Source organism: Kitasatospora sp. NPDC051164 (assembly GCF_044455625.1).
GTDB lineage: Bacteria > Actinomycetota > Actinomycetes > Streptomycetales > Streptomycetaceae > Kitasatospora.
This window is the reverse complement of sequence record NZ_JBITFB010000006.1, coordinates 51951-77697: the sequence shown is the minus strand read 5'-3', so window position 1 is coordinate 77697 and position 25747 is coordinate 51951. Positions and strand designations below refer to the sequence as shown.

Below are 25747 nucleotides of genomic sequence, written 5' to 3'. Positions count from 1 at the left end.
CGGGATCACACGGTGAGTGCCCGCGCCGAGGCCCGGATCGGCATCGGGAGTTCGGTCCGCCCCCGCAGGTAGCGGTCCACCGCCGCGGCCGCCGCCCGTCCCTCGGCGATCGCCCAGACGATCAGCGACTGTCCGCGTCCGGCGTCACCCGCGACGAAGACGCCCTCCGCCGCGGTGCCGAAGCCGTCGTCCCTGACCAGGGTGCCCTCGGACCCGGTGGCGAGGCCGAGTTGGGCGAAGAGCCGCTGGTCCGGCTCCGGCCCGGTGAAGCCCAGGGCGAGCAGTGCGAGCTGCGCCGGCAGGCTCTGTTCGGTGCCGGCCCGCGGGCGGCGGTCGGCGGGCTCGGTCTCGGCGAGGCGGACGGCGGCGAGCCGGCCGTCCGGACCGGGTTCGAAGCCCACGGTGACCGCCGCGAACTCCCGGGGCCCGGCCGCCGTGGCGCCGGACTCCTCGTGCGAGGTGGTTTCGCGGTACACCTTGGGGTGGACCGGCCAGGGCTGCCCTGGCGCCCGGCGCTCCGGTGGGCGCGGGTTGATGTCCAGCTGGGTGACCGAGGCGGCGCGTTGGCGCAGTGCCGTGCCCAGGCAGTCGGCCGCGGTGTCCCCGCCGCCGACGATCACCACGTGGCGGCCTTCGGCGGAGACCGGCGAGTCCGGGCAGTCACCCTCGTCCACCCGGTTCGCCCAGGTCAGGTAGTCCATCGCCTGGTGCACCCCGGGCAGTTGGCGTCCGGGCACCGGCAGTTCCCGGCAGGCCGTCGCGCCCACGGCGACGACCAGCGCGTCGTACCCGGCCCGCAGCTCTTCGCCCGGCAGGTCGCGGCCGACCCACACGCCGGTGCGGAACGCGGTGCCTTCGGCCCGCAGTTGGTCGAGCCGCCGTTCCAGCCGGTGCTTCTCGAGCCGGAACGGCGGGATGCCGTACCGCAGCAGCCCGCCGGGGCGGTCGGCCCGCTCGTACACCGTGGTGGCGTGCCCGGCGCGGGTCAGCTGCTGGGCGGCGGCCAGCCCGGCCGGGCCCGACCCGATCACGGCGACCCGCCGCCCGCCGCCCCGCCCGTCCCCCCGCCTGTCACCCCATCCGCCGGTCTGTTCGGGCGGCAACGGTTCGTCCCAGCCTTCCTCCCAGGCCCGGTCGGCGATCGCCAGCTCCACGTTCTTGATGGTCACCGCGGCACCGTCGATGGCCAGCACGCAGGCGCTCTCGCAGGGCGCCGGGCAGAGCCTCCCGGTGAACTCCGGGAAGTTGTTCGTCGCCAGCAGCCGGGCCGCCGCCGCCCGCCAGTCGGCGGCCGCCACCAGCCGGTTCCAGTCCGGCACCAGGTTCCCGAGCGGGCAGGCGCTGTGGCAGAACGGCAGCCCGCAGTCCATGCAGCGCTCCGCCTGTCCGCTCACGATCGGCAGCAGCGCCCCCGGCCGGTACACCTCCCGCCGGTCGTCGAGCCGTTCCCGCGCGTCCCGCCGCGCCCGCTCCGCGCGCGGGGTGGTGAAGAAGGCCATCCGGTCTGCCATCGCGGCCTCCGGCAGGGCGTGCCGACACTGACCCGGCGGCCCACCCGGCGGCACGCCACCGTGTGGCCACCGTACGCCCACGAAGCAGCAGGCGAAAGCGGTACCCGGAGATGCCCGCCAGGCCGTCTACCCGACCCGCCCGGAACGGTCGTGAGCACGCCAGGGAGAATCTTCGCCATGACCCACACCGTGCTGATCGCCGAGGACGACCGGGCCATCCGCGACTCACTCACCCGCGCGCTGATGCTGGAGGGCTACCGGGTGCGGATCGCCGCGAACGGCACCCAGACCCTGGCAGTCCTCGCCGAACAGCGCCCGGACGTCCTGCTGCTCGACGTGATGATGCCCGAGCCGGACGGCCTGGAGGTCTGCCGCCGGCTGCGCGCCGCCGGCGACCGCACCCCGGTGCTGATGCTCACCGCCCGGGTCGAGGTCCCGGACCGGATCGCCGGCCTCGACGCCGGGGCCGACGACTACCTGGTCAAACCCTTCGACGTGGACGAGCTGTTCGCCCGCCTGCGCGCCCTGCTGCGCCGCAACCACACCGCCCCGGCCACCGAGGTCCTGACCGTCGCCGACCTGCGGATCGATCCGCCCGCCCGGCGGGCCTGGCGCGCCGGCGAGGAGCTGGAACTGTCCCGCACCGAGTTCGACCTGCTGGAACTGCTGGCCCGGCACTGCGGGGCCGTCCTCGACCAGGCCACCCTGTACGAGCAGATCTGGGGCTACGACTTCGGCCCCGGTTCGAAGAACCTCGCCGTCTTCATCGGCTACCTGCGCCGCAAGCTCGACCGCTCCGGCCTGGCCCCGCTGATCCACACCGTCCGCGGCGTCGGCTACACGCTGCGCGAGCCGTGACCGGCCCGGGGCGCCGCCGCCCGCGCCTGCCGCGCCTGGGCCTGCGCACCACCCTCTCGCTCGCCTTCGCCGCGATCGCCGCCCTGGTGGCGGTCCTGATCGGCGCGCTCGGCTATCACGCCGCCGCCCGGCTGATCCGGGACGACGAGGCCGCCGACTTCACGGCGGCCGTCCGGTCCGTCGACCGGCAAGTCGAACAGCAGGTCCTCTTCCCGGGCGACTTCGCCGGCCCCAGCGGCCTGAGCGACGACCTGCTGCGCCCGATCCGGGTGACCTCGCAGGCGCTCTCCCCCGACGCCCGGGTGCTCCCCGGCACGGCCCGGCTCGACCTGCCGTCGACCCCGGCCGACCGCGAACTCGCCCGGGCCGACGAGCCCGGCCGCACCGTGACCGGGCTGCGCCGACTGCACGGAGACACCCTCCGGGTGGGCGTGGTCTCGCTCGGCGGCCGTCGCGGCGCGGTCCAGATCATCCAGCAGGTCGGCCCCACCGAGCACCTGCTGTCCGCCCTGCGGATCCGGACCGCCTCCCTGGTGGCGGTCGTCGCGGTGCTCGCGGGCGGGGCCGGCTGGCTGCTCGCCCGGTGGATCTCCGGACGGCTGGTCCGGCTCACCGAAGCGGCCGAACTGGTCGCCACCAGCGGGCGGTTGGACGTCCCGGTGCCCGCCGCCGGGACGGACGAGGTGGGCCGGCTCGGCCGGGCCTTCGACCGGATGCTGGTCCGGCTCGCCGCCGCCAAGGAGAACCAGCGTCGCCTCGTCCAGGACGCCGGGCACGAGCTGCGCACCCCGCTGACCAGTCTGCGCACCAACCTCGCCGTACTCCCGGCCATGGACCGGCTGCCGCCCGCCGAGCGCGCCGCCCTGATGGCCGATCTGACCGAGGAGGCACGGGAGTTGACCCAGCTGGTGGAGGAGCTGGTGGCACTCGCCGCGGATCGCAGGGCGGACGAGCAGCCGGCCCAGGTGGTCCTGGCCGAGGTGGTCCGCGGGGCGGCCGCCCAGGCCCGGCGGCGCAGCGACCGGGAGATCCTGGTGGACGCCGACGACACCGTGGTCACCGCCCGCCCGGACGCGCTGGCCCGGGCGGTGGGCAATCTGCTGGACAACGCCGCCAAGTTCGACCCGGCCGGCGCGGGCCCGATCGAGGTGGTGGTGCGCGGCCCACGGGTGGAGGTGCGCGACCGCGGCCCGGGTATCGACGTGGCCGACCTCGACCGGGTCTTCGACCGCTTCTACCGGGCCACCGCAGCCCGTAGCCTGCCCGGTTCGGGGCTGGGCCTGGCGATCGTGGACGAGGTGGCCCGCTCGCACGGCGGCACGGCCTTCGCGACCAACCGGGCGGGCGGCGGCGCGGTGATCGGCTTCACGCTCGGCAGGTGACGCCTGACGGCTCGATGCTGACCACTGACGACATCCGGCTGACGGCACGAACGGGCCCGGCGTGACCGGGCCGCACGAACGGGCCCGGTGCGTCGACGCACCGGGGCCGCCGTGGAGTTCACCCTCAGACGGCGGCCAGCAGCCCCCGCCCGAGCCAGTCGGCGTTGTCCTTCACACCCGGCAGGACGAAGAAGTACCCGCCGCCGGTCGGCGAGATGTAGTCCACCAGCGGCTCCCCGATGAGCCGGGTCTGGGTGGCCTCGAACTGCCGCACCACGTCTTGCTGGTAGCAGCAGAACGCCAGGCCCATGTCCAGGTTGCCCGCCTTGTCGATGCCCCGGTCGTAGTTGTAGCCGCGGCGCAGGATGCGGGAGTCGTCGGTGTCGGCGGTGCGCGGGTTGGCGAGGCGGATGTGCGCGTCGAGGGGGATCGCCTTGCCGTCCGGGTCCTTGGCGTAGTCCGGCGCGTCGGTCTCCTGGTGGCCGTCGAGCGGCGCGCCGGTGTCGCGGCGGCGGCCGAACATCTTCTCCTGCTCGGTCAGGGTGACGCGGTCCCAGAACTCGATCAGCATCCGGATGATCCGGATCACCTGGTAGCTGCCGCCGACGGCCCAGGCCGGCTCGCCGGTCCCGCCGTTCACCCAGATCAGCCGATCCATCTCCCGGGACGAGCCGGTGTCCGGGTTGACGATGCCGTCCTTGAAGCCGAGCAGGTTGCGCTGGGCGCCGTCCGGGCGGGACTGGTTCTGGAAGCCGTCGATCCGCCAGAGGATCTGCAGCGCGCCGCGGGTGTGCCGGGTGAGGTCGCGCAGCGCGTGCAGCACGGTGTCCTGGCGGTCGGCGCAGATCTGCAGCGAGAGGTCGCCGTGCAGTTCGGCGGCCTGCAGGTTGTCGTTGGGGAAGGTCTTCATCGGCGTCAGCTTGAGCGGCTTGGCCTTGGCCAGCCCGTAGCGGTCGTCGAAGAGCGAGGCGCCGACGCCGACCGTGACGGTCAGGTTGTCGGTGGGGACGGTCGGGCCGAGGATGCCGCTGTCCGAGGGTGGCGCGCCGACGCCGAGGTCGGGCGGGGTGCCGCCGGCGGCGAGGAAGCGGATCCGCTCGGTCAGGGTCTTGAGGAGGTCTTCGAGGCCCTTGCGGTCCTGGGCGATCACCTGGCACGACACGAAGGCCGCGTAGCCGGGGGCCGGGGTGGTGATCCCGGCCTGGTGGTCGCCGTGGAACGGGACCGCCCCGCTCTTGGCCTGCCGGCCGTCCCCGGCGGCGGCCGGGCCGGCGCCGAGGGTGAGGGCGCCGCCGCCGAGCACGGCCGCTCCGGCACCCGCGCCGAGCGCGGCCCGGACGAAGCTGCGCCGGGCCGGACCGGCCGGACAGCCGCTCTCCGGCGCGGCCACGGCGGCGGCGCGGGCGGCCTCCTGGGCGGCAGCGTGCGGGAACGGGCAGGAGCCGGCGGCTGCGGTGTGGTCGGTCATCAGGCGGCCTTCCGGATCTCGAGCAGGGCGGGGATGGGGGCGAGGTCTTCGAGCAGCTGGCCGGTGGCGCCGTTGAGCCGGCGGCGGGCGTCGGCGGACAGCCGGTCGACCGGGGTCCAGCCCTCGGGCGCGTGGGCGGCGGCGACGAGGTCGCCGACCCGCTTCATCCCGGCGTTCACCCGCACCAGCAGCTGCGGGTCGCGCTCGTCGAGCAGCGGCTGGAGCAGGGTCAGCAGCTCCTGGGTGCCGGCCAGGTTGGCCTGGGCGGTGGCCAGGTTGGTGCCGCTGCCCATGTCGGTGTCGCCGGTCAGCTCGAACTGGAGGGTGTTCTCCAGGATCTCGTGGGCGCGCAGCGGCAGGTCGGCCGGGTCGAAGTCCTGCGTCGGGAAATCGTGGGCCAGCTTGGCGACGTTCTGCGCCAGCTCGTCCGCGACGGGCGTCAGGTCGGCGGCGGACTGGCCGTGCCACAGGCCGTACTCCAGGCGCAGGAAGCCGGTGAAGCCCTGGTCCTGGTACTTGTCGGCGAGGCCGTCCGGGCGCCCGTCGATCTTGCCGTCGAGGTCGGCGAAGGTGCCGTAGGCGGCGCCGAGCGAGGCGTACTGCAGGTGCGCAGTGAGCCAGTCGGCCTTGGCGGTGGCGAGGTCGCCGGAGTGCACGTCGGCCTGGAGCTTCTGGGACTGCGTCATGAGGGTCGCGAGGCCCTGGTCGACGTAGTCCTTGTAGCTGTCGAGCGGACCCTTGAGGTCGTCCTCGGAGACCGGCTTGACGGCCTTGACCTCGCTGCCGCCAGTGAGGTGCACGGCGGCGGAGGTGACGGCGTTTCCGCCGGTGGGCACGCAGCGCCAGGCATAGTCGCCCGAGCCGATGGTGGCGGTCAGGGCCCGGGTGGTGCCGGGGGCCAGGCCCTCGACCTCGCCGTAGACCGCGCCGGTGCCCGGGTTGACCAGGTACACCTCGGAGACCTTGTCGCCGGTGTTGTGCATCTGGAACACCTGCTGGCCGGGCTGCGGGGTGCCGAAGCCCTTGCCGCAGTCGTGCTCGGAGACGGTGACGGTGGCGGAGCTGTCCTGCTTGCCGTCACTGACCGCAATGACGGCGCCGGCCACCACGACCGGGACGGCGACCAGCGCGACCGGCAGCACCCAGCGCGGACGCCCGGGGCGCACCGGTCCGGTCTTCTGCTCGGTGGGCACGGCCTTCTCGGCCGCAGCCGGCCCGGAACCCGCGGCGGGAGTCGCGGCCGGCGCACCCGCGCCGCCCCGGACGTCCTCGATGAAACTCGTCATCACGATGCCCAGGTACGCGACGTAGCCGATGACCTGCAGGACCGTCATGGTGACGGTCAGGTTGAGCGTGCCCTGGACGAGCGTGGCGTACCAGGACGAGGCGTCCAGGTGCCCGCTCAGGTCGAAGGCGTACGTGCTTCCGCCGCCGACCAGGCCGGACTCCTGCAGGTCGCGCAGGCCGTAGCCGAGCACGCCCGCCGCGACGACGATCAGCCCTGCGCCGGTGATGGTGAAGAACCGGGTGAGGTTCATCTTCAGCGCCCGCCGGTACAGGCCCCAGCACAGCCCGGTGGAGAGCACCAGGCCGACGGCCGCGCCGAGCAGCGGGCCGGTGGACTCCCCGGCGGTGCGCACGTTGGTCCACAGGAAGAGCGAGGTCTCCAGGCCTTCGCGGGCGACCGCGAGGAAGCTGGTGAGGACCAGCGCGCCGGCGCCCATCGCCAGCGAGGCCTGGACCTTCTCCTTCAGCTCGGCGGAGAGGGTGCGGGCCGAGCGGCGCATCCAGAACACCATCGCGGTGACGAAGCCGACCGCGATCAGGCTGAGCACCCCGCCGAACGCCTCCTGGGCGTGACCGGAGAGGGTGGCGGAGGTGAAGGTCAGCACCGCGCCGAAGCTGAGACTGAGCGCGATGGCCGCCGCGACGCCGGTCCACACCTGGGGCAGTCGGGCCTTCTGGCCCGCCCGGACCATCGTGGCGACCAGGATCGACACGACCAGTCCGGCTTCCAGGCCTTCGCGCAACCCGATCAGGAAGCTGGGAAACGCCTCATCCCACATGCAGCGGGCTCCTCCCCCGGGCCACCCCGGGCCGTCACCTGTCCTCGCCCCGCCGCGGTGGCGGTGGAGCGGCACAGCCGAACGCCCCGGACGTCGTGGTCCAGGGCGCTTCGGCTTAGCTTAGGCAAACCTTAGAGCCGCGCTGGTCAACTGCACCCCCGCTTCAGGTAAGGGTTCGGTATGGAACCCCCCGTGCGTTCCCCAAACCGGCACGTCGCTGCGGTCGACGGGAGAAGGGCGGTCGGCGGGAGACGGACGGCCGGCGGAAGGCGCGCGCCACCGCTCGGCCCGTCACCCCCACCACTGCTCGGGTACCGGCTCCGGCTCGGCCGGGACCGTCACCGGTTCGGCGGTGCGCACCAGCAGGTCGCCCGCCTCCGTCTCGGCGACCAGGTAGCCGCACTCGCGCAGCACGAGCGCGGCCGCGCCGCTCAGCGCCGCGCGCGCCTCCCGGGTGAGCGGCCCGTCCGGCTCCGCGCCCGGCGTCCAGCCGACCACCACGCCCTCGGGGTGGTGGCCGATCCACAGCGGTGAGGGGCCCGGCGCGGTGTCGAACCCGGCGCGGGCCAGGGCTTCGGTGACGTCCTCGAAGAGTTCACGGTGATCCACCATTGGCGCAGCGTAGGCCGTGGACCGCGCGAGCCCCGGGCGCGGCGCGCGCCGAATCGGTTCAGCGGCACCCGACCGCAGCATCGGCACCCGTTGGGCCGACCGGCGGCCAGCCGATCGGGCGTCAGGAACCCCCGTCCGGCCCGACACGAGCGGCCGGACAGGCCGATGGACGTGCACAGTCGGCCCCCTGCCGACAGCATGTCAGAGTAAGCGCTCCATTACCCTGAGCAACGGGTCCAGCGGACCACCCCGGTCCGCGCGCCGGTCCGACCGGCGGGCCCGTATCGAGAGGTCCCATGATCACAACACTTCGCCGGCCGGCGTTCCCGCCGACGGGGATCCAGCACGGCACGCCGAGGACGCCGGGGAGCCCGTCGTGAGAACCGACCAGCAGTCGCAGCCGGGACCGGTGACCACCACGCGCGCCAAGCCCGCGAACAAGGCCGAGGCTCTCGCCGACTGGACCGACGGCCGGCTCGGCATCTACTCCCTCGCCAAGGCCAATCTGCGCAAGATCTTCCCGGACCACTGGTCCTTCATGCTGGGCGAGATCGCGCTCTACACCTTCGTCATCATCATCCTGACCGGCGTCTGGCTGACCCTGTTCTTCAAGCCGAGCATGGGCGAGGTCGTCTACGAGGGCTCGTACGTGCCGCTCAAGGGCGTCCCGATGTCCGAGGCCTACGCCTCGACAATCGACATCAGCTTCGAGGTCCGCGGCGGCCTGCTGATGCGGCAGATCCACCACTGGGCGGCGATCGTCTTCGTCGCCTCGATGCTGACGCACATGATGCGCGTCTTCTTCACCGGCGCCTTCCGCAAGCCGCGCGAGGTCAACTGGGTCTTCGGCGCGCTGCTGCTGTTCCTCGGCATGTTCGACGGCTTCATGGGCTACTCGCTGCCGGACGACCTGCTCTCCGGCACCGGCATCCGGTTCATGGAGGGCGCGATCCTCGCCGTCCCGATCGTCGGCACGTACCTGCAGTTCTTCATGTTCGGCGGTGAGTTCCCGGGCACCGACATCATCCCGCGGCTGTTCACCGTCCACATCCTGCTGATCCCGGGGATCATGGTGGGCCTGCTCGCAGCGCACCTGATCCTGGTCTTCTACCACAAGCACACCCAGTTCGCCGGGCCCGGCCGGACCAACGAGAACGTGGTCGGCATGCCGCTGCTGCCGGTCTACACGGCGAAGGCGGGCGGCTTCTTCTTCCTGGTCTTCGGCGTGGTCGCGGTGATGTCGGCCATCGCCACGGTCAACCCGATCTGGGCGTACGGCCCCTACCGGCCCGACCAGGTGTCCACGGACGCCCAGCCGGACTGGTACATGGGCTTCTCCGAGGGCCTGGTCCGGGTGATGCCCGGCTGGGAGATCAGCGTCTGGGGCGGCCACACCCTGAATCTCGGGGTGTTCATCCCGCTGATGATCTTCCCTACCGTCCTGATGATCATCTGGGGCTACCCGTTCCTGGAGGCGTGGGTCACCGGGGACCGCGGCGAGCACCACATCGCCGACCGGCCGCGCAACGCCCCGGTCCGTACGGCCTTCGGCGCGGCCTGGATGGGCCTGTACCTGGTCCTGCTGGCCGGCGGCGGCAACGACCTGCTGGCCACCCACTTCCACCTCTCGATCAACGCGATCACGTACGCGGTGCGGGCCGGCTTCTTCGCCGTGCCGGTGGTCGTCTTCGTGATCACCAAGCGGTGGTGCCTGGGCCTGCAGCGGCGGGACAAGGAGAAGGTGCTGCACGGCCGGGAGACCGGCGTCATCAAGCGGCTCCAGCACGGCGAGTTCATCGAGATCCACGCCCCCCTGCCGCAGGGCCGGCTCTTCACCCTCACGGCGCACGAGCAGCCGCGCCCGACGGTCCTGCCGCCGGAGGTGGACGAGAACGGGGTGGTCCGCAAGGCCGGCATGTGGACCCGCGCCCGGGTGAAGCTGTCCCGCGGCTTCTACGGCCAGGACAGCCAGATCGCCAAGCCCACCGCCGAGGAGCACGCGGAGGTCACGAGCGGCCACGGCCACCACTGACCCCCGCTCCGGGCAGGACGAGGGCCCGCTGCGCCGGCAACGGCACAGCGGGCCCTCGCCCTTCCTCCGGACGCAGTGGTCCTGCGAGACTCAGCCCCGCAGGACCGCCGGGACGACAGCGAACAGCGCCGCCGCCAGGGTGACGGATAGGCAGAGCGCCGCCCAGCGGGTGCAGATCCGGCGGCATTCGCCGCGGTAGCGGGCGGCCAGCCGACGGCAGCGCTCCACGGCGCGGTCCACGACCTCCTCGGCGTAGCGCAGCCGGTCGGCGGTGTAGGCCTGTTCGAGGCTCTCCCGCTCCGCGGCCGGGAGCCAGGGGAACTGTCCGGCGAAGGCGCGGGCGTCCCGCTCGGCCGCCGCGACCTCCGCCTCCCAGGCCAGGAAGCCCTCGATGCGGGCGAACTCCACCCGGGATTTCGCCCGGCCGCCCTCGCCGGTGGGCCTGCCCTGGCGAGGGTTCCGTGCTCTCGGCGGACGCTGTCTGCCACCCATGACCGCTCCTCAGGTCCTGTCGAGTCGTCCCGCCGGAATTCCTGCGGGGTTGGGCTCTTGGCGCGAATCGCTCCGCAACCAGGCAACTACTACCAGCGACGAACCGCAGGTGGCGGGCGGCTCGCCACAGCCCCGGAGGGCCGGTAAAACTTGCGTGGCACGCACTATTGCGCGGCGCGCACTTTCTGCGGAACAGTGGTGCCATGACGAACGGGCAGCCCGGCCTGCGGGAACGGAAGAAGGCCGCGACACGTGAGGCACTGAGCTGGGCGGCACTTCGCCTGGCGGTGGAGCGGGGGCTGGAGAACGTCCGGGTGGAGGACATCGCGGCCGAGGCCGGGGTGTCGCCGCGCACCTACAACAACTACTTCTCCAGCAAGGCCGAGGCGATCGTCTCCCGACACCAGGACCGGGTCCGGCAGGCCGCCGAGGCACTGCGGGAGCGACCGGCCGCCGAGCCGCTGTGGGAGGCGCTCACCCAGGCCATGCTCCTGCCGTTCGGGGCCGCGACCGAGCAGCCGGACCCGCAGTGGACCTCCGCCGTACGGCTGCTGCTGCGCGAACCGGTACTCCAGGCCGAGCTGTGGCGCGGCGGGGCGGACACGGAGGCCGGGCTCGCGGCCGCGGTGGCCGCCAGGACCGGGACCGACCCGGACCGGGACCTCTACCCGAAACTGGTCGCCGCGACCGCGCTGGCCGCGGTCAAGGTCGCCAACGACCAGTACCTGAACGCCGACCCGCCGGTGCCGTTCCGGCCACTGCTCGAGCAGGCGCTGCACCTGCTGGCAGCCGGGTTGCCCAGGCCGTCGTCCCGCTGAACTCACCGTCCCAGAGGGGGGACCCATCATGCATGACGTCGTCATCGTCGGCGCCGGCCCGGTCGGGCTGTTCCTGGCCTGCGAACTGGCCCTGGCCGGAGTCCGGCCGGTGGTGCTGGACCGACTGCCCGAGCGCTCGGGCGAGCAGAAGGCCAACGGGCTGGTCGGCCAGGTCATCCGACTGCTCGACCACCGGGGTTTGTACGAGCAGCTCGGCACCGCGCCGGGCGCGCCGCAGCCCGTACCCCGCTTCGTGTTCGGCGCCTTCCCGCTGGACCTGCAGCGGCTCGACCGGAACCCGCTGCACGCCCTGCTCGTACCCCAGCACCGGATCGAGGAGGTACTGGAGGAACACGCCCGCGAACTCGGCGTCACCGTACGCCGAAACTGCGAGGTCACCGGCTTAGTCCAGGATGCGACCGGTGTGACCGTGGACGTCCACGGCCCGGACGGCGCCGGGCAGGCGCGCGCCCACTACCTGGTCGGGGCCGACGGCGGCCGCAGCACCGTCCGCAAACTCGCCGGGATCGGCTTCCCCGGGGTCACCTCGCCCGACCCGGTCTCCCGCGTCGCCCACGTGCTGCCGCCTGAGGGGGCCCGGCTCACCGACGACGGCGAGGTCCTCCTGCCCGGCTGCCCGACCCCGATCCGCCCCTTCACCCACACCCGCACCGAGCACGGCGTCTTCGTCCTCTCGCCCTTCGACCAGGACGCCGTCATGGTCGCCACCATGGAGTGGGGAGGCCCGCCGGTGGACCAGCAGGCCCCGCTCACCCTGGACGAACTGAGCGCCAGCATCCGCCGGGTCACCGGCGCCGATCTGGCGCTCTCCCCGGCCCGCACGCCCGGCCCGTACACGCCGCGCCGCACCGTCGGCCACAACACCCGGCTCGCCGAGCGCTACCGCGACGGCCGTGTGCTGCTGGTCGGCGACGCCGCCCACGTACACGCCGCGACCGGCGGCCCCGGCCTCAACCTCGGCCTGCAGGACGCCGCCAACCTCGGCTGGAAGCTGGCCGCCGAACTCCAGGGCTGGGCCCCGACCGGCCTGCTGGACAGCTACCACCGCGAGCGCCACCCGATCGGCGAGCGGGTCTTCATGCACTCCCAGGCCCAGATGGCCCTGATGGCTCCCGGCCCCGGAACCACCGCACTGCGCGCCCTGGTCGGCGAACTGCTCTCCTACCAGGACAACCTCGCCCGGATCGCCGCGCTGCTGGCAGGCAGCGACATCCACTACGACACCGACTGCCCGCACCCGCTCGCCGGACGCTTCGCACCCGACCTCGCGCTGACCACCGCCGCGGGCGCGGTCCGGCTCGCCGAACTCGCCCGTGGCGGGCGCCCGTTGCTGCTGGACCTCACGGGCGGGAAACTCGCGCTCGCGGCCCGCGCAGCGGGGTGGCAGGACCGGGTGGACTTCGTGGCCGCCGACTGCGCCGAACCGCCCGCCGGTGCGCTGCTGCTTCGCCCGGACGGGTACGTGGCCTGGGCGTCCGGGGTCGACGAGACCGAACCGGAGGGCCTGACACGGGCGCTGCGTGGCTGCTTCGGTGACGCCCGCGCCTGAGGATGTCCACCCTCGAGGCAAAGACGTGATCCGGCCGTTCCGACGCGACTGACGCCTGGTCAACTAGGGTCGTGGCCGGCGCGTTCGGCAGGGACGGGCCTCCTCCTGACGAAACGGGGAAACGGTGCGCATCGGAATCATCGGCACGGGCATGGTCGGGCAGACCCTGGGGAGCAAGCTGGTCTCGCTCGGCCACCAGGTGACGCTGGGCTCCCGCCGCAAGGACAACGAGAAGGGGCTGGCCTGGGCAGCGCAGGCCGGCCCCGCCGCCCAGTGCGGGACCTTCGCCGAGGCCGCGGCCTTCGGCGAGGTGGTGCTGAACGCCACCGGCGGGACGGTCTCGCTGGCGGCGCTGCAGGCCGCCGGGGCGGAGCACCTCGCGGGGAAGCTGCTGATCGACGTCTCCAACCCGCTGGTGTTCGACCCCGAAGGCCAGGTGACCCTCGACCCGGTGAACACCGACAGCGTCGGCGAGCGGATCCAGCGCAAGTTCCCCGAGGCCCGGGTGGTGAAGGCGCTCAACACCATCAACTGCGAGCTGATGGTGGAGCCGGGCCGGCTGACCGGCGAGCACAACCTCTTCATCGCCGGCAACGACGCGGCGGCCAAGGCCGAGGCCGTCGCACTGCTCGGCAGCTTCGGCTGGCCGGCCGAGTGGATCATCGACCTCGGGGACATCGTGGCCGCCCGGGCGACGGAGATGCTGATGCCGTTCTGGCTCCGGATGATGGGGCACTTCGGCAACGCCGAGTTCAACTACTCCTTCCGGCGCCCCGCGTAACGCGGACGGGCCCGCCTCCCAGGTGCACCGAGCGGGCGGGCCCCACGCCCACCGGGTCCCGGGCGGCGGGAGCCACACGGCGGTGGGGGAGAATGGGCGCATGTCCCGACCTCGCCCCGCGCCCCGCACCGCCGCTCCCCGGCTGCTGCCCTCCTCCCCCTGCCCGTGCGGCCCGCCCGCCGCCTACGGCGACTGCTGCGGCCGACTGCACCGCGGCCGGGCGGCGGCCACCACCGCGGAGTCGCTGATGCGCTCCCGGTTCAGCGCCTTCGCCGCGCAGGACGAGGCGTACCTGCTGCGGACCTGGCACCCGGACACCCGGCCCGCCGAGGTCGACTTCGACCCGGCGCTGCGCTGGACCCGGCTGGAGGTGGTCTCCGCCTCCGAGGGCGGCGCGTTCCACGCGGAGGGCACGGTCAGCTTCCGGGCGCACTGGACCGAGGGCGACGAGGAGGGCGTGCTCACCGAGCACAGCCGCTTCGTGCGGTACGAGGGCGCCTGGGTGTACCTCGACGCCCTCTCGCTCGGCTGAGCCGCCCTCCGGGTGGCCGTCCCTCCGGGTGGGTCGCCCCGCCGCGTGGTCGTCCCCACAGGTAGTCGTCGCTACAGATAGTCGCTACAGGTAGTCGTCCAGGCGGCCCAGGGAGAAGCCGGCCGCGGTGACGTCGTTGACGACCTTGCGCAGCAGGTCCGGCATGGACGCCTTCCAGATGTCGGTGCCCCGGAAGTGGGTGAGGATGATGTCACCCGGATGGAGCTTCCGGTCGTCGTAGCGCCACTCCATGTGGTCCGGGAAGGCCTCCTCGTTCCACATCGGCACCCCCTGCACCCCGCAGGAGGCCGCCGCGCGCAGCGTGTCGTCGTTGTACTCGCCGTACGGCGGCCGGAACAGCCGGGGACGGACGCCGATCTGCTGCTCCAGCTGGTCCTGCTGGTTGCAGATCTCCTGGCGCTGGGTCTCGTAGTCCAGGACCTTCAGGTTGCGGTGGTTGATCGTGTGGTTGTTGATCTCCACGCCCTGGGCGTGCAGGTCGCGGAAGTAGCCGTAGTTCTCGCGGGCGAGGTAGTCGGACACGTAGGTGCTGAGCGGGATCCCCAGCTCCTCGGCCATCCGGGAGAACGCGGGGTCCTTCTCCGCGCCGTCGTCGACGGTCAGGAAGACCACCTTGTCGTCGGTCGGCACCCGGTAGACCACCGGCGGGCGGCCCTCCGCGAGCTTGACGCCCTGGACGGGGGTGAGCTGGACCCTGGTCGCCGGGCGCGGCGGCGCCTTCAACGGCGGGCTCTCCAGACCCCAGCGCTGCGCGGTCTCCAGCGCGGTCCGGACCGCCCCCTCCTGGCGCGCGACCGCCTCGCTGCTGGTCTCCTCCTCCTGGCGGGCCAGGCCAGGCAGAAACGGCGGCGCCGCAGGCGGGCGGGCCGCGCCGCGGCCGGCGACCTCGGGGGCTGCGGCGGCGGCAGCGGCTTCGGCGGGTGCCGCAGCCTCGACGGCGGGTACCGCGTCTTTCGTCGCCGGGGCCGCCTTCGGCCCGGCGGGGCCCGCCGGACCGGCGCAGCCGGTGATGACGGCGGAGAGGCAGACGGTGGCCAGCAGGCCGGTCCGCGCACCGCTCCGGCTCTTCTGACTCCCCCTCAAACCCCCATTAATCTGACAATCTGATGGTCTGTGCATAGCTGCACTGCTCCCCCGCCGCGCACCCCTGCCAATCCCCTCATCACCCGTGCGGGGCAACGGCGCGCCGGAGGCCTTGCCGTTCCTTTGCCGTCCGCCCGCCCCGCCCGGGCCCGCGCCGCCCCCGAAAACCGATTGCGACGACGGCGACAGGGAGTGGATCATGCGCGCATGACGAGCACCGCGCCCCGCCGCCCCGACCTCTGGGCCGTCGCCACGGCCGACGTGACCACCCCCGAGGCCCTGGAACTGCTGCGCGAGTACTACTACGACGTGGCCAACCGCTACTACCGCCTGCACCTCGGGCGGGAAGGCACCCCGGAGCAGTTGGAGTCCGGTCTGGCCGACTCCCCCAGCGACGACCTCGTCGCCCCGGACGGCCTGTTCCTGCTCGGCCGGTACGACGGCGTCGCCCACGCGTGCGCCGGCCTGCGGCGACTCGATGCCACCACCGTCGAGCTGACCCGCGTCTATGTCCGCCCCGACCTGCGCGGCACCCGCGGTGGCGCCCGCCTGCTCGCCGCCGTCGACGAGGCGGCACGCTCCCTCGGCGCCGACCGGATCGTCCTCGACACCCGCCTCGACCTGGTCGAGGCCCGCGCGCTCTACGCCCGGCACGGCTACCAGGAGATCCCCGCCTACAGCAACGGCCCGTACGCCCAGATCTGGTACGGCAAGGAGCTCACCGTGCCGGAGCTGCAAGGGCGTTGAACAGCAGCGGCGACGACCCGGCGGGCCGGGACCTCGCCCGGTCCCCGCTTGGAGGCCCGCCGGCTACACCACGCCGGGGTCGGAGCAGCACCCCCGGCCGTCCGCCAGGGCGGCCTCCAGCTCGGCTGCCGAGGGCGGGTCGGCGCCCGGGCGGGAGACGGTCAGGGCGGCGGCCGTCACCGCGTGGGTGAGGCAGGTCGGGAGGTCGGCGCCGCTCGCGCGGGAGTGCAGGAAGGCCGCCATGAAGGAGTCCCCGGCGCCGACGGTGTCCGCCACCGGGACCGGGACGGCCGCCGCCTCGACCCGGGTGCCCCCGGCGGTGCGGGCGAACGCGCCCTCGGCGCCGAGGGTCACCGCGACCACGGACGGGCCGAGGGCCAGCCAGCGCTCGGCGACCGCCTCGGGCCGCTCGCCCGGGTAGAGCCAGGCCACATCCTCGTCGCTCGCCTTGACCAGGTCGCTCAGCGCCACACAGCGCTCGACGCGCCGGACGGCCTCGGCCCGCTCCCCCATCAGCGCGGGGCGCACATTGGGGTCGTAGCTGATCGGTGTCCGCCCGCGCCACCGCTCCACCAGCGCCAGCACCGCCGCCGCGCCCGGCTCGGTGACCGCGCCGATCGAGCCGACGTGGATCGCGGCGGGCGCCTGTGCCAGGTCGGTCGGCGCCGCCCCGGCCGACGGCAGCGTCCAGCCGATGTCGAAGGTGTAGCGGGCCCGCCCCTGCCCGTCCAGCCGCACCACGGCCGAGGGCGTCCGCGCGACTTCGGCGGCCCGCACCCGCACGCCCGCCGACTCCAGCTGTGCCCGGATCAGCCGGCCGTTGGCGTCCGGCCCGAGCTCGGTGAGCAGCGTGGCCGGGCGGCCCAGCCGCGCCAGACCGTACGCGACGTTCGCGGGACTGCCGCCGGGGTGCACCCGGTCCGGGGCGCCGTCCGTACGGACGATGTCAGCGACGCACTCGCCGATCACCAGAACGTGCGAAGCGGGGCTGGTCACGGCGGCTCCTGGCGTCCGGGGCGGGGCTCGTCTCGGCCGCCAGCCTACGGGGTGCGTGCACGGGGAGTGCGTCCGCGGGGAGTGCCAGGGCATGAAAGTACGGCCGCCGGACCTGGCCAGGTTTTCCGACGGCCGTGGCCTCGTCCGTCAGGGGACGAAGCACTCCCGACGTTAGACCGCGCCCGGGGGCCGCGCCATCACCGTGGGCCGTCCGGGGGATGGCGGTGTGTCGCCGGCCCCCGGATCCCGCGGATCGTGCCTGCCACGGGCCGGCGGTCCACTAGCATCCGTGCGCGGTCTACCTGTCCCGGCGGCTTCCGCGTCCGCTCCCACTGGTGAAGTGCGGTGATCATTCCTGTCCAGGCCCCGTGCCGGTCTCGCCCTGTCGCTCGTGCTCAGTGCGGTGCTGCTGTCCGCGAGCGTTCCGTCGGCCGGTGCCGTCGACGGGTTGGGCGATCCGGTCTTCCCTTCGCTCGGGAACACCGGGTACCGGGCGCTCGCCTACGACCTGGCCTTCGACTACCGGGCCGACACCCGCACCGTGGACGGCACCGCCGTGATCACCGCCCGGCCCGACCGCACGCTCGCCCACCTGGAGTTGGACGCGCTCGGGCTGGCCGTGCGCGCCGTCCGGGTCGACGGGCGCCCGGCGGCCTTCGCGACGCACGACGAGAAGCTGACCGTCACCCCGGCCGAGCCGCTCCGTCCGGGCGCCACCACCGAGTTGACGGTCGAGTACACGGCCGATCCGCGGGCCGCGCTGCCGCACACGGGCTGGGTCCCGACGCCGGACGGCTTCGCGGTGGCCGGCCAGCCGGAGAGCGCGCACACCGTGTTCCCGTGCAACGACCATCCGAGCGACAAGGCCCGGTTCACCATCGCGGTGACCGCACCGGACGGCCTCCTGGGCGTCGCCAACGGCCGGCTGGCGCAGACCGAGCGGCACGGCGACGGCCGCACCACCCGCCGGTACCTCTCCCGCGAGCCGATGGCCACCGAGCTGGTTCAGGTCTCGGTCGGCGACTACACCGTCCGCGAGCGCACCGGCCCGCACGGCCTGCCGCTGCGCGACGTCGTCCCGACCGCCCGGGCCGCCGAGCTGGAGCCCGCGCTGGCCCTCACCGCCGACCAACTCGCCTGGGCGGAGCAGCACCTGGGGCCGTTCCCGTTCGAGACCTACGGCCTCCTGCCGGCCAACACCGACGCCCCGGAGGCGTTCGCCTTCACCGGCCTGGAGACCCAGACCCTGACCCTCTACAAGCCGAACTTCCTGCGCCGACCGGAGTCGGAGATCGGCTCGCACATGATGCACGAGCTGGTGCACTCCTGGTTCGGCGACAGCGTCTCCCCGGCCAGGTGGTCCGACCTCTGGCTCAACGAGGGCCACGCCGACTTCTACGGTCTGCTGTACCGCTACGAGCGCGGCTGGCCCGACGCCTGGGACCACCTCACCCTGGTCGACCGGATGCGGGACGTCTACGGGCTCGGCGACCAGTGGCGCCACGACTCCGGGCCGGTCGCCCTCCCGAACGCCGCCGACCTCTTCGACAGCCAGCGCTACACGGGCGGCGCGCTGGTGCTGTTCGCGCTGCGCGAGAAGGTCGGCGCGGACACCTTCGACCGGATCGAACACGCCTTCCTGCGTGAACACCGCTACGGGAACGCGACCACCGAGGACTACGTGCGCACCGCCTCCGAGGCGTCCGGGGAGGACCTGAGCGGGTTCCTCCACGACTGGCTGTACGGACTGCGCACGCCGCCGATGCCGGGGCATCCGGACTGGACGGTGCGGCCGGTGGGGGCGGCGGCACCGCAGGACGGGGCCCGGGCGGCGGGCGGGACGGGGGTGGCCCGGGGCTCCGGGACGCTCTGACGGCGCCGCTGGGGCTCCTGTTGCACGCCCCGGCGCGCCGGTGTGCGTCCGGTCGCCGCGTGCGCGCCCTGACCGGCAGGGGCTGGTGAGGCCATGGTGGTTCCCACGGCCCGCCCGCCGCCCGGCCTGAGTCCCGGTCGGCGCGCGGGCCGTCCAATGTCTCCGCGCGGGCCCTCGCCGCGCTCCCCGGCCGGATTGTCAGTGGCCGGTGCTAGCGTCCCCAGCACGATCGACGAACGGTCGGGAACGAACGGGGGGCCTTCTCATGGGTGTTGAGCTGCGGGAGTTCGGGGTCGAGGTCTACGACCGCTGGACGGCGCTGTGGAACGGCGAGTTCGGGCTGGCCGAGAAGATCATGGCGCCCGACTTCACCCTGCGGTACACGCAGGCGGGCTCGGAGGTGTTCGACGAGGTGCGGACGCCGGCGGCGCTGGCCGAGGTGATCCGGCATTGGCACGCCAAGCGGTCGGAGCTGCGGTTCGAGGCCGAGGGCGTCGCCGTGGTGGACTTGGAGTCGGTCGACGGGGTGGTGTCCGGCCTGGTGGCCCGGCCGTACCTGGCAAGCTTCTCGGACGGCGAGGGCGGCATCGTGGCGCGCAGCGGGACGGACGTCCTGCGACTCAGCGGCGGGCTGATAACCGAGGTGTGGTCGGTCTCCTCCGGTTCCGCCGGGCGGACGTTCTACCGGGTCTGACGCGCTGTCGGCACGGCGGCGACGGAGAGCACGGGGTGGTTCGTGCGGGCCGCCCCCGTAACCCTTCCGGCGCAGTGTCGTTGGACGGGCCATGAAGAAGCGCAGCATGCTCGCCGTCGCCTCGCTCGCCGTGGGTGTCGTGGCCTCTCTCACCGCGCCGAGTGCGCACGCCAGCGCCGTGGGCGGCCAGGAGGGACTGCCCGGGCCGTTGAGCAGCGCGCCCGACGTGGTGCCCGGCCACGTCGGCGACGCGGGCGGTGTCGTCGGGCACGCCACAGGCTTCGTGACCGGATCGGCGGACGGGCTGGTCGGGGTCACCCCCGCCTAGTCCGGGCCACGGTGTCGGGGCCGGGCCGCCGCGTCAGGGGCGACCCGGGCTCCCGTCTGCTCAGGACATCGGTGCCCCGAGGTCCTGGGTCCAGTAGGGCGTGCCGGCCTGGTTGGTTGCGACGCCGACGCCGATGTCCTTGAAGCCGCAGTCGAGCATGTTCGACTGGTGGATGCCGCCGTCCATCCAGCGGGCGAAGACCGCGGCCGGGGTGGTCGGGCCCCGGTCGATGTTCTCGCCCCACTGGGACCAGCGGTAGCCGGCGGCGGTGATCCGGGCGTCGGTGCGGACGCCGTCCGGGTTGACGTGGTCGAAGAAGCCGCGGGTGGCCATGTCGTCCGTGTGCTTCTGGGCGGCGGAGTGCAGCCGGGGGTCGATCCGCAGCGGGGCGCAACCCACCTTGGCGCGTTCGGCGTTGACCAGGTCCACCAGCTGGCGTTCCGGGTTGGGCACCGGTGCGGCGGTGACCATACGGGTCGGTGTGGGCGTGGGTGTGGGGGTGGGGGTTTCCGTGGGCGTCTCCGTGGGCGTCGGCATCGACACAGGTGTCGGGACGACCGCCACGGGTGCGGCGGCGACGCTCGGGGTGTCCTGGGCGGCGGCCGGGGCGGTCGGCTCCGGTACGGCCGCCAGCGGAGGCTCGCTGTGCTGCGGCCAGACCAGCGCGAGGGTCGTCACGGCCACCGCGGCGGCCGCGCCGCTCACCAGGACGGCCTTGCGCGCGGCGGTGCCGGCCCAGCCGCCGTGTCCTCCGGCAGCGGCGTGCGCGCCGCCTCCCGTACCGGACCCGGCGCCCGAGCCCGCCCCCAGGCCGGCGCCCGAGCCGGCTCCGGTGGCCGCGGTCTGGGCGGCGACGGCGGCCGCGGTGTGCTGGAAGTGGAGCAGGACGGGTGAACCGAGCGGGATCGGCACCAGAGCGAGACCGGCCAGCAGTCCCTCGGCGGGAAAGAGGTCGCGGCCGAGGCCGTCGCAGTCGGCGCAGCCGCGGATGTGACGGGCGATGCGCTTGCGCCAGACCGAGTTCGGGGTGCCGTCGAAGCCGGCGGTGAGCTCGGTCAGTTCGGGGCAGCGGGGGTAGGCGCTGAGGGCGCGGACGACCACGCGGCCTGCCTCGAGCTGCTTCTTCATCCGCTGGACGCGGACCGCGGTGTGCTGCGGGCTCAGGTCGAGGGCCTCGGCGAGCTCGCCGCGGGTCAGGTCGCCCGCGGCCTCCAGCCACCACAGGGCGAGCAGTTCGCGGTCGTCGGGGTCAAGCCAGCGGGTCGCTTCGGCGACCTCGCGGCGCTGGCCGGAGAGGCCGAGCCGCAGGATGGTGAGGTCGGTGAAGTCGGCCGTGGGGTCGGCGACCTCCCAGGTCTCGTCCAGTCCGCCGACGGCCTGCTGCTGACCGGCGGCGTAGCGGCGGCGCACCTGGTTCATGGTGATGGCGACCAGCCAGGAGCGGAACGAGTCCGGGTCGCGGAGCCCGTCCAGGCCGTCCAGCGCACGGATCATGGTTTCCTGCGCGACGTCGTCCACGTCGGCGTGGCCGCCAAGGGCGCGGCCGGCCACGTTGTAGACGAGCGGCAGCCAGGTGGCGACCAGCGCCTCCTGGGCCTGCCGGTCGCCGGCCTGCGCCGCGAGCACCAGGGTGCTCCCGGTCCTGTTCTGCACATCAGCGTTCATGGTCCGCACTCCGCATTGCCGTGTTTCCGTCCGCCGCTGCCTCCTCGGAGACCCGTGGGGAGTGATCAGATAACAACAATGTGCGCGGAATCGGAAAATCGGCCCGGATCGGCGGCCGTATCAGGCCGGGGCGGAGGCTGGATCGGCGGCCGGATCGAGTCGGGAAGGGCGTGCCCGAACAGCTCGGGCCGAGGGCCGGTCAGGCCGGTGCGGCGAACACCTGGGTCCACCACGGGCCGCCGGAGCCGGTCCGCACACCCACGCCGAGCTGCTTGAACGCGCAGTTCAGGATGTTGGCGCGGTGGCCGGGGCTGTTCATCCAGGCGTCCATCACGGCGGCCGGGTCCTTCTGGCCCCGGGCGATGTTCTCGCCCCAGGTGCTCCAGCGGTAGCCGGTGGCCTCGATCCGGTGGTCGGCGTGGTAGCCCTCGGGGCTCGCGTGGTCGAAGTAGTTGCGGTCGGCCATGTCATCGCTGTGCGACTGGGCCGCGGTGGCCAGCCGGGGGTCGGAGGTGACCGGCCCACAGCCGGCCTTGGCGCGCTCGGCGTTGACCAGGTCCACGACCGCTTGGGCATCCGAGGGGGCCGCGCCGCCGCCGACCGGGGCTGCCGGCGCGGTGGCGGTCCGCTTGGCGGCGGTCGGCGCGGCGGTGGTCCGGGTCGCGCTCGCGGTCGCCTTGGCGGCGGAGGCGGAGGCGGTGGGGGTGGGGGTCGGGGTGGCGGTGGCCGAAGCCGTCGGGGTGGCCGGGGCGGTGGCGGGCGGCGTGTCCGGGGCGCTCGGGGTGGCCGCCGGGTCGGTCGCGGCCGGGCCGGCCGGCGGCACCGGGGCGGCCGGGTTCGCTCCCCCGGCGCCGGGGACCTGGATGCCCTCGTGCGTGCCGATCTCGGCGGCGATCAGCGCGTCGGCGGCCATCGCCTGGCCGACGGCGTCCCGATCGGTCTGCTTGCCGCCGTACGCGGCGTACCCCGCACCGGCCAGCGCGGCGATCAGCCCGGTACCGGCCACGGCCGCGACCACAGCGGTGACCGGCACGAACCCGCCGCGCCGCCGGCGACGGCCCTGACCGGCCTGCCGTTCGGCGGCCCGCCGCGCGGCCCGGCCACCGGACCGGCCGTGGGCGCCGCCCGCGCCGCCGTCGCCACCGGTCGCCGGGCGAATGGTCGTCCTGTCGTCGCTGTTCACGTGGTCACGCTTTCTGTTCCGGGTCGGCCGGTCGGGTGCCGACACCTGGGAGACCTCCCGGCAGCGCGCCGATAACAGAAAGTCCGAACGAATGTCCGGCGGCCCGGTCACAGCCTCAGCGCATCAGAGCTCGGCGCATCAGAGCTCGGCGCATCAGGCCTCAGCGGGCCGGGCCCCAGCGCAGCGGGGCTCAGCGCATCCTCAGCGCAGCGCGGCGTCCGGGGCCATGTCGTAGGTGAGGAACGGGGTCCGGGTGGCGACCTGGTCGTACTTGCTGCGGGCCCGGTAGTTGGTCTCGGCGGTGATCCAGCGGACGGTGTTCCAGCCGCGCTCGGCGGCGATCTCCCGCAACCGGGCCAGCAGCAGGTCCACCGCCCCGCCGCCCCGCACGTCCGGAGCGACGAAGAGGTCGTCCAGGAAGCAGCCGACGGCCCCGTGCAGCGGCCGGGCGAACGGCCGGTAGTGGGCGAGCCCGACCGGCGTCCCGTCCCCGTCCCGCACCAGCAGCCCCTCCACCTCGTGGTCCTTGTCGGTGAGCCAGGACCACACCAGCTCGGCCTTCTCCTCCGGGCACGGCACGCGGTAGAACTCGCAGTACCCGCGGAAGAGCTCACGCCAGGCGGCGAACTCGCCGGGCTCGGGTGCGCCCACGCTCCAGCGGGCGGTGGGGGTTTCGCTCATCTCGGTCTCCTCGGGGTCACGGCGCGGTGCGGGGCCCCAGCATGACGCCCCGTCGCCCCGCCACCGATCTCCATCCCGGCCAAGATCGGCAACCTCACACTCCACTCCGTCACTTGGGAAACCGGACAGCGCCGATCCCGCCCCCCCCCCCCCCCCGGGGGGCGTGCCGCCACCCGCCGGGTGCCGCGACGGAGGGTGCTCACCGAGGAGGGTGCTCAGTGAATGGTCAGTGCCTGGCCGACCTGCCGGAACCCCGCGCCGATGCGGTCGGCGAATCCGGGCGTGGCGGCGCTGACGCTGCCGTTCGCCTCCCCCGAGGAGAGGTTGTGCGTTCCCTGGAGGGTCAGGTTCTCCGTCGGCGCTCCGGCCAGGTCGACGAAGAAGAGGGACAGCGTCAGCATGGCGACGTGCAGCGTGTCGGTCCCACCGGTCACGACCCGCTTGCTGCTCGCGTAGTCCGCGACCCGGCTCCCTGCCCGGAGGACCTCACCCCCTTCGAACTGCCACTGCCCGGCGGCGTCGTCCACGGTCACCAGGCTGCGCTGGTCCAGTGTCAGGTCGAGGGCCGGTGCCGGCTGCGAGGTGCTGCCGTCAGACGTACTGCCCTCAGAGGTGCTGCCGACGGCGGCGGGGTCCGCCACCCAGCCGGTCACCATGCGGACGTACCGCTTCGGCGGGCCGGCGGCCAGGTCCCAGGCGAAGTCGTGCGGAGGGGTGGGCGGCTGGGTGTCCTCGAGCGTTCCCTGGCTGGCGTTGGGCACGCCGCTGCACAGGAGGATCCGGCGGCCACGGGGGGCCTGGATCCAGAGGCCGTCGTAGGCCACCACCTGGTCGGCGCCGAGCGAGTCCTGGGGCATGGTGAACCCGAGCGAGATCAGGCTCGGGAGGGACGCGCGGGTGAACGCCCAGCGCCGCACGCCCTTTCCGACGTCCCGGAGGATGCCGAATTCGTGGGCGTCACCGGTGTCGCCCCTGGCCTGCCAGAACATCGGCCGGATGCCGTCGTACGCCATGACGACTTCGAGCTGCTCCTCGAAGCCGGGCTCGTTGATTCCCGGGGTCCCGTCCGATTTCAGGCCCGAATGGGCGCGGAAGGTGACGTGCGCGGTCTCCGGTGCCGACAGCAGCTGACCGTAGTTGAGGCCGTTCGTGGGGCTCGGGGCCGGGAAGCCGATCTTCGCGAGGGTCGCGGGATCTCCCGTGACGGTGACCGTCCCCGTCACGTGCCCCCGCCAGCCCTCGACGGTCAGGGAGTTGTCGAACCCGTAACCGGTGGCGACCCGGGGCAGCGCGAGGTCCGCGAACGCGGCGTTGATCCGCTCGGCCACCTGGCGGGGCGTGAACGCACCGGCGGCGAAGGCGACGGTCCGTGCGACCCCGTCGACCGTCACCACGATCTGCTCCCCGGCCGCGAAGTTCGCCGTCCCGCCGGGGAACGGGGCTCCCTCATGCCGGGCGGGGACGCCGTTGATCTGCCGGAAGGGGGCACCGGTGACGCCCAGCGCCTTCGCCACCTGCGCCGGGAGCCCGCCGACGTTGAACCCGCCGCCCACCACCGTGACGCCCGGTCCGAGCTGGGGCGGGAGGTCGGATTCGCACCGGCAGTTCAGCAGGACGGACTGGTTGGTGTCCATGTAGTAGGGCGGCTCGGAGAACCCGCCGTCGACGTAGCAGTCGACGTAGCCGTTGCCGGCCAGACTGGAGTCGTAGATGCCCGCTTCGCAGCTCAGCGTCACGATGTGTTCGAAGTGGCTCGCCTGCGCGTCCTGGCCGTGGGCGTACGTCGCCCAGAAGCAGTCCTCGGCGAAGATCCGGGAGACGTAGGAGTCGTTCGTGGCGAAGGCGGTGATGTGGTCCGGCTCCGCGGGGTGGTTCGTGCGCCCGTCTAGGTCGATGCCGCGTTCCCAGTTCAGCAGGTACAGGCTCTCGGCCCAGATCCGGTTCTCCGCGTGGATGCCGCGCCGCGCGAAGCGCTCCGGAGCCGGGCCGCTCGCGCGGGTACGGATCAGGGCCAGGCCCTCGAAGTGGGCGTTGGCCGAGGAGGGCGCCACCACGACGAATCCGTCCTGGTCGGGCGGGAACAGCAGGGTCGTGACGCTGCCCGGCACATTGACGCCGCCCTCGTCGACGGCGGTGCGCACCATCCCGCCGTCCCCCCGGAAGTGGACCGGGGTGGTGACCTCGATGGGAGCCTGGTCGATCCGGTACCGGCCGACCGGGATCTCGACGATTCCGCCGCGTTTGCCGAGTGCGTCGATCGCCTTCCGGAAGGCGGTCGTGGAGTCCGTCGTGCCGGTCGCGTCGGCTCCGTGGGCAAGGACGTTCTCACTCATGTCGATCCGACCAATCCGACC

At 73.6% G+C, this 25747-nt stretch carries 22 protein-coding genes; 11 read left to right on the top strand and 11 right to left on the bottom strand.

Going from position 1 to position 25747, the window contains the following annotated elements; all coding sequences use genetic code 11:
* Window positions 1–5: 5 nt before the first annotated feature.
* Window positions 6–1511: a glutamate synthase subunit beta gene (locus ACIBEC_RS10895; RefSeq protein ID WP_360491341.1), complete on the bottom strand. Its 1506-nt coding sequence runs from the start codon at window positions 1509–1511 to the stop codon at window positions 6–8.
* A 177-nt stretch (window positions 1512–1688) separates the two neighbouring features.
* Between ACIBEC_RS10895 and ACIBEC_RS10890 the strand changes: the two genes are divergently transcribed.
* Together ACIBEC_RS10890 and ACIBEC_RS10885 are read left to right on the top strand one after the other, a co-directional pair.
* Window positions 1689–2369, top strand: a complete 681-nt coding sequence (locus tag ACIBEC_RS10890; RefSeq protein WP_360491344.1) for a response regulator transcription factor — start codon at window positions 1689–1691, stop codon at window positions 2367–2369.
* Entirely contained in the window at window positions 2366–3751 is a 1386-nt protein-coding gene (locus ACIBEC_RS10885) for an ATP-binding protein (protein WP_360491347.1), read from the top strand. Before ACIBEC_RS10890 ends, ACIBEC_RS10885 begins: the two co-directional genes overlap by 4 nt.
* Before the next feature lie 124 nt (window positions 3752–3875).
* On the opposite strand, the gene efeB is transcribed toward ACIBEC_RS10885, so the two are convergent.
* The 3 genes from efeB to ACIBEC_RS10870 all read right to left on the bottom strand — a co-directional run bounded on the left by efeB (window position 3876) and on the right by ACIBEC_RS10870 (window position 7897).
* On the bottom strand, window positions 3876–5219 hold the full coding sequence (gene efeB, locus ACIBEC_RS10880; RefSeq protein WP_360491350.1) for an iron uptake transporter deferrochelatase/peroxidase subunit: 1344 nt from the start codon (window positions 5217–5219) through the stop codon (window positions 3876–3878).
* A complete protein-coding gene (gene efeU, locus ACIBEC_RS10875) occupies window positions 5219–7285 on the bottom strand; it encodes an iron uptake transporter permease EfeU (RefSeq protein WP_360491353.1) in 2067 nt (688 codons plus the stop codon). Before efeU ends, efeB begins: the two co-directional genes overlap by 1 nt.
* 291 nt (window positions 7286–7576) lie before the next feature.
* Window positions 7577–7897 (bottom strand): hypothetical protein, encoded by a 321-nt coding sequence (locus ACIBEC_RS10870; RefSeq protein WP_360491356.1) that lies wholly within the window; start codon window positions 7895–7897, stop codon window positions 7577–7579.
* A 409-nt stretch (window positions 7898–8306) separates the two neighbouring features.
* Here ACIBEC_RS10870 and ACIBEC_RS10865 point away from each other — a divergent pair, with 409 nt between their 5' ends.
* On the top strand, window positions 8307–9929 hold the full coding sequence (locus ACIBEC_RS10865) for a cytochrome bc complex cytochrome b subunit (RefSeq protein ID WP_360491569.1): 1623 nt from the start codon (window positions 8307–8309) through the stop codon (window positions 9927–9929).
* Between the two features lie 90 nt (window positions 9930–10019).
* Here the strand turns inward: ACIBEC_RS10865 and ACIBEC_RS10860 are convergent, their stop codons facing one another.
* On the bottom strand, window positions 10020–10421 hold the full coding sequence (locus ACIBEC_RS10860; protein WP_360491359.1) for a cytochrome C oxidase subunit I: 402 nt from the start codon (window positions 10419–10421) through the stop codon (window positions 10020–10022).
* Window positions 10422–10624: 203 nt separating this feature from the next.
* Between ACIBEC_RS10860 and ACIBEC_RS10855 the strand changes: the two genes are divergently transcribed.
* The 4 genes from ACIBEC_RS10855 to ACIBEC_RS10840 all read left to right on the top strand — a co-directional run bounded on the left by ACIBEC_RS10855 (window position 10625) and on the right by ACIBEC_RS10840 (window position 14122).
* Window positions 10625–11239 (top strand): TetR/AcrR family transcriptional regulator, encoded by a 615-nt coding sequence (locus ACIBEC_RS10855; RefSeq protein WP_360491362.1) that lies wholly within the window; start codon window positions 10625–10627, stop codon window positions 11237–11239.
* A gap of 28 nt (window positions 11240–11267) precedes the next feature.
* A complete protein-coding gene (locus ACIBEC_RS10850; RefSeq protein WP_360491365.1) occupies window positions 11268–12809 on the top strand; it encodes an FAD-dependent monooxygenase in 1542 nt (513 codons plus the stop codon).
* Between the two features lie 124 nt (window positions 12810–12933).
* The gene (locus ACIBEC_RS10845) at window positions 12934–13590 is read left to right on the top strand and encodes an NAD(P)-binding domain-containing protein (RefSeq protein ID WP_360491368.1); all 657 of its coding nucleotides are present in this window, start codon (window positions 12934–12936) and stop codon (window positions 13588–13590) included.
* Window positions 13591–13690: 100 nt separating this feature from the next.
* Entirely contained in the window at window positions 13691–14122 is a 432-nt protein-coding gene (locus ACIBEC_RS10840) for a YchJ family metal-binding protein (RefSeq protein WP_360491371.1), read from the top strand.
* A gap of 84 nt (window positions 14123–14206) precedes the next feature.
* Here the strand turns inward: ACIBEC_RS10840 and ACIBEC_RS10835 are convergent, their stop codons facing one another.
* The gene (locus tag ACIBEC_RS10835) at window positions 14207–15226 is read right to left on the bottom strand and encodes a polysaccharide deacetylase family protein (protein ID WP_360491374.1); all 1020 of its coding nucleotides are present in this window, start codon (window positions 15224–15226) and stop codon (window positions 14207–14209) included.
* Window positions 15227–15433: 207 nt separating this feature from the next.
* Here ACIBEC_RS10835 and ACIBEC_RS10830 point away from each other — a divergent pair, with 207 nt between their 5' ends.
* Window positions 15434–15973: a GNAT family N-acetyltransferase gene (locus ACIBEC_RS10830; RefSeq protein WP_360491377.1), complete on the top strand. Its 540-nt coding sequence runs from the start codon at window positions 15434–15436 to the stop codon at window positions 15971–15973.
* A gap of 63 nt (window positions 15974–16036) precedes the next feature.
* On the opposite strand, the gene ACIBEC_RS10825 is transcribed toward ACIBEC_RS10830, so the two are convergent.
* The gene (locus ACIBEC_RS10825) at window positions 16037–16969 is read right to left on the bottom strand and encodes a carbohydrate kinase (protein WP_360491380.1); all 933 of its coding nucleotides are present in this window, start codon (window positions 16967–16969) and stop codon (window positions 16037–16039) included.
* Window positions 16970–17360: 391 nt separating this feature from the next.
* Here ACIBEC_RS10825 and ACIBEC_RS10820 point away from each other — a divergent pair, with 391 nt between their 5' ends.
* The 3 genes from ACIBEC_RS10820 (at window position 17361) to ACIBEC_RS10810 (ending at window position 19864) form a co-directional block, all read left to right on the top strand.
* Window positions 17361–18842 carry a M1 family metallopeptidase gene (locus ACIBEC_RS10820; protein WP_360491383.1) on the top strand — a complete coding sequence of 494 codons (1482 nt, stop codon included), beginning with the start codon at window positions 17361–17363 and terminating at the stop codon, window positions 18840–18842.
* Between the two features lie 265 nt (window positions 18843–19107).
* A complete protein-coding gene (locus tag ACIBEC_RS10815; protein ID WP_360491386.1) occupies window positions 19108–19536 on the top strand; it encodes a nuclear transport factor 2 family protein in 429 nt (142 codons plus the stop codon).
* A gap of 91 nt (window positions 19537–19627) precedes the next feature.
* Window positions 19628–19864, top strand: coding sequence for a hypothetical protein (locus ACIBEC_RS10810; protein WP_360491389.1), 237 nt, complete (start codon window positions 19628–19630; stop codon window positions 19862–19864).
* Window positions 19865–19924: 60 nt separating this feature from the next.
* Here ACIBEC_RS10810 and ACIBEC_RS10805 read toward each other — a convergent pair whose 3' ends face one another.
* The 4 genes from ACIBEC_RS10805 to ACIBEC_RS10790 all read right to left on the bottom strand — a co-directional run bounded on the left by ACIBEC_RS10805 (window position 19925) and on the right by ACIBEC_RS10790 (window position 25726).
* Complete coding sequence (locus ACIBEC_RS10805; protein WP_360491392.1) at window positions 19925–21529, bottom strand: sigma-70 family RNA polymerase sigma factor; 1605 nt, start codon at window positions 21527–21529, stop codon at window positions 19925–19927.
* A gap of 199 nt (window positions 21530–21728) precedes the next feature.
* Window positions 21729–22712 carry a CAP domain-containing protein gene (locus ACIBEC_RS10800; RefSeq protein ID WP_360491395.1) on the bottom strand — a complete coding sequence of 328 codons (984 nt, stop codon included), beginning with the start codon at window positions 22710–22712 and terminating at the stop codon, window positions 21729–21731.
* A 201-nt stretch (window positions 22713–22913) separates the two neighbouring features.
* A complete protein-coding gene (locus ACIBEC_RS10795; RefSeq protein WP_360491398.1) occupies window positions 22914–23393 on the bottom strand; it encodes a GNAT family N-acetyltransferase in 480 nt (159 codons plus the stop codon).
* 215 nt (window positions 23394–23608) lie between these two features.
* Entirely contained in the window at window positions 23609–25726 is a 2118-nt protein-coding gene (locus tag ACIBEC_RS10790) for a glycosyl hydrolase family 28-related protein (protein WP_360491401.1), read from the bottom strand.
* Window positions 25727–25747: the final 21 nt, after the last annotated feature.

Bases quoted from the DNA above. Each gene is read 5' to 3' on its own strand.
- ACIBEC_RS10895 (WP_360491341.1), bottom strand. From the start codon at position 1,511: ATGGCAGACCGGATGGCCTTCTTCACCACCCCGCGCGCGGAGCGGGCG.
- ACIBEC_RS10890 (WP_360491344.1), top strand. From the start codon at position 1,689: ATGACCCACACCGTGCTGATCGCCGAGGACGACCGGGCCATCCGCGAC.
- efeB (WP_360491350.1), bottom strand. From the start codon at position 5,219: ATGACCGACCACACCGCAGCCGCCGGCTCCTGCCCGTTCCCGCACGCT.
- efeU (WP_360491353.1), bottom strand. From the start codon at position 7,285: ATGTGGGATGAGGCGTTTCCCAGCTTCCTGATCGGGTTGCGCGAAGGC.
- ACIBEC_RS10870 (WP_360491356.1), bottom strand. From the start codon at position 7,897: ATGGTGGATCACCGTGAACTCTTCGAGGACGTCACCGAAGCCCTGGCC.
- ACIBEC_RS10860 (WP_360491359.1), bottom strand. From the start codon at position 10,421: ATGGGTGGCAGACAGCGTCCGCCGAGAGCACGGAACCCTCGCCAGGGC.
- ACIBEC_RS10855 (WP_360491362.1), top strand. From the start codon at position 10,625: ATGACGAACGGGCAGCCCGGCCTGCGGGAACGGAAGAAGGCCGCGACA.
- ACIBEC_RS10850 (WP_360491365.1), top strand. From the start codon at position 11,268: ATGCATGACGTCGTCATCGTCGGCGCCGGCCCGGTCGGGCTGTTCCTG.
- ACIBEC_RS10840 (WP_360491371.1), top strand. From the start codon at position 13,691: ATGTCCCGACCTCGCCCCGCGCCCCGCACCGCCGCTCCCCGGCTGCTG.
- ACIBEC_RS10830 (WP_360491377.1), top strand. From the start codon at position 15,434: ATGACGAGCACCGCGCCCCGCCGCCCCGACCTCTGGGCCGTCGCCACG.
- ACIBEC_RS10815 (WP_360491386.1), top strand. From the start codon at position 19,108: ATGGGTGTTGAGCTGCGGGAGTTCGGGGTCGAGGTCTACGACCGCTGG.
- ACIBEC_RS10810 (WP_360491389.1), top strand. From the start codon at position 19,628: ATGAAGAAGCGCAGCATGCTCGCCGTCGCCTCGCTCGCCGTGGGTGTC.
- ACIBEC_RS10805 (WP_360491392.1), bottom strand. From the start codon at position 21,529: ATGAACGCTGATGTGCAGAACAGGACCGGGAGCACCCTGGTGCTCGCG.
- ACIBEC_RS10795 (WP_360491398.1), bottom strand. From the start codon at position 23,393: ATGAGCGAAACCCCCACCGCCCGCTGGAGCGTGGGCGCACCCGAGCCC.
- ACIBEC_RS10790 (WP_360491401.1), bottom strand. From the start codon at position 25,726: ATGAGTGAGAACGTCCTTGCCCACGGAGCCGACGCGACCGGCACGACG.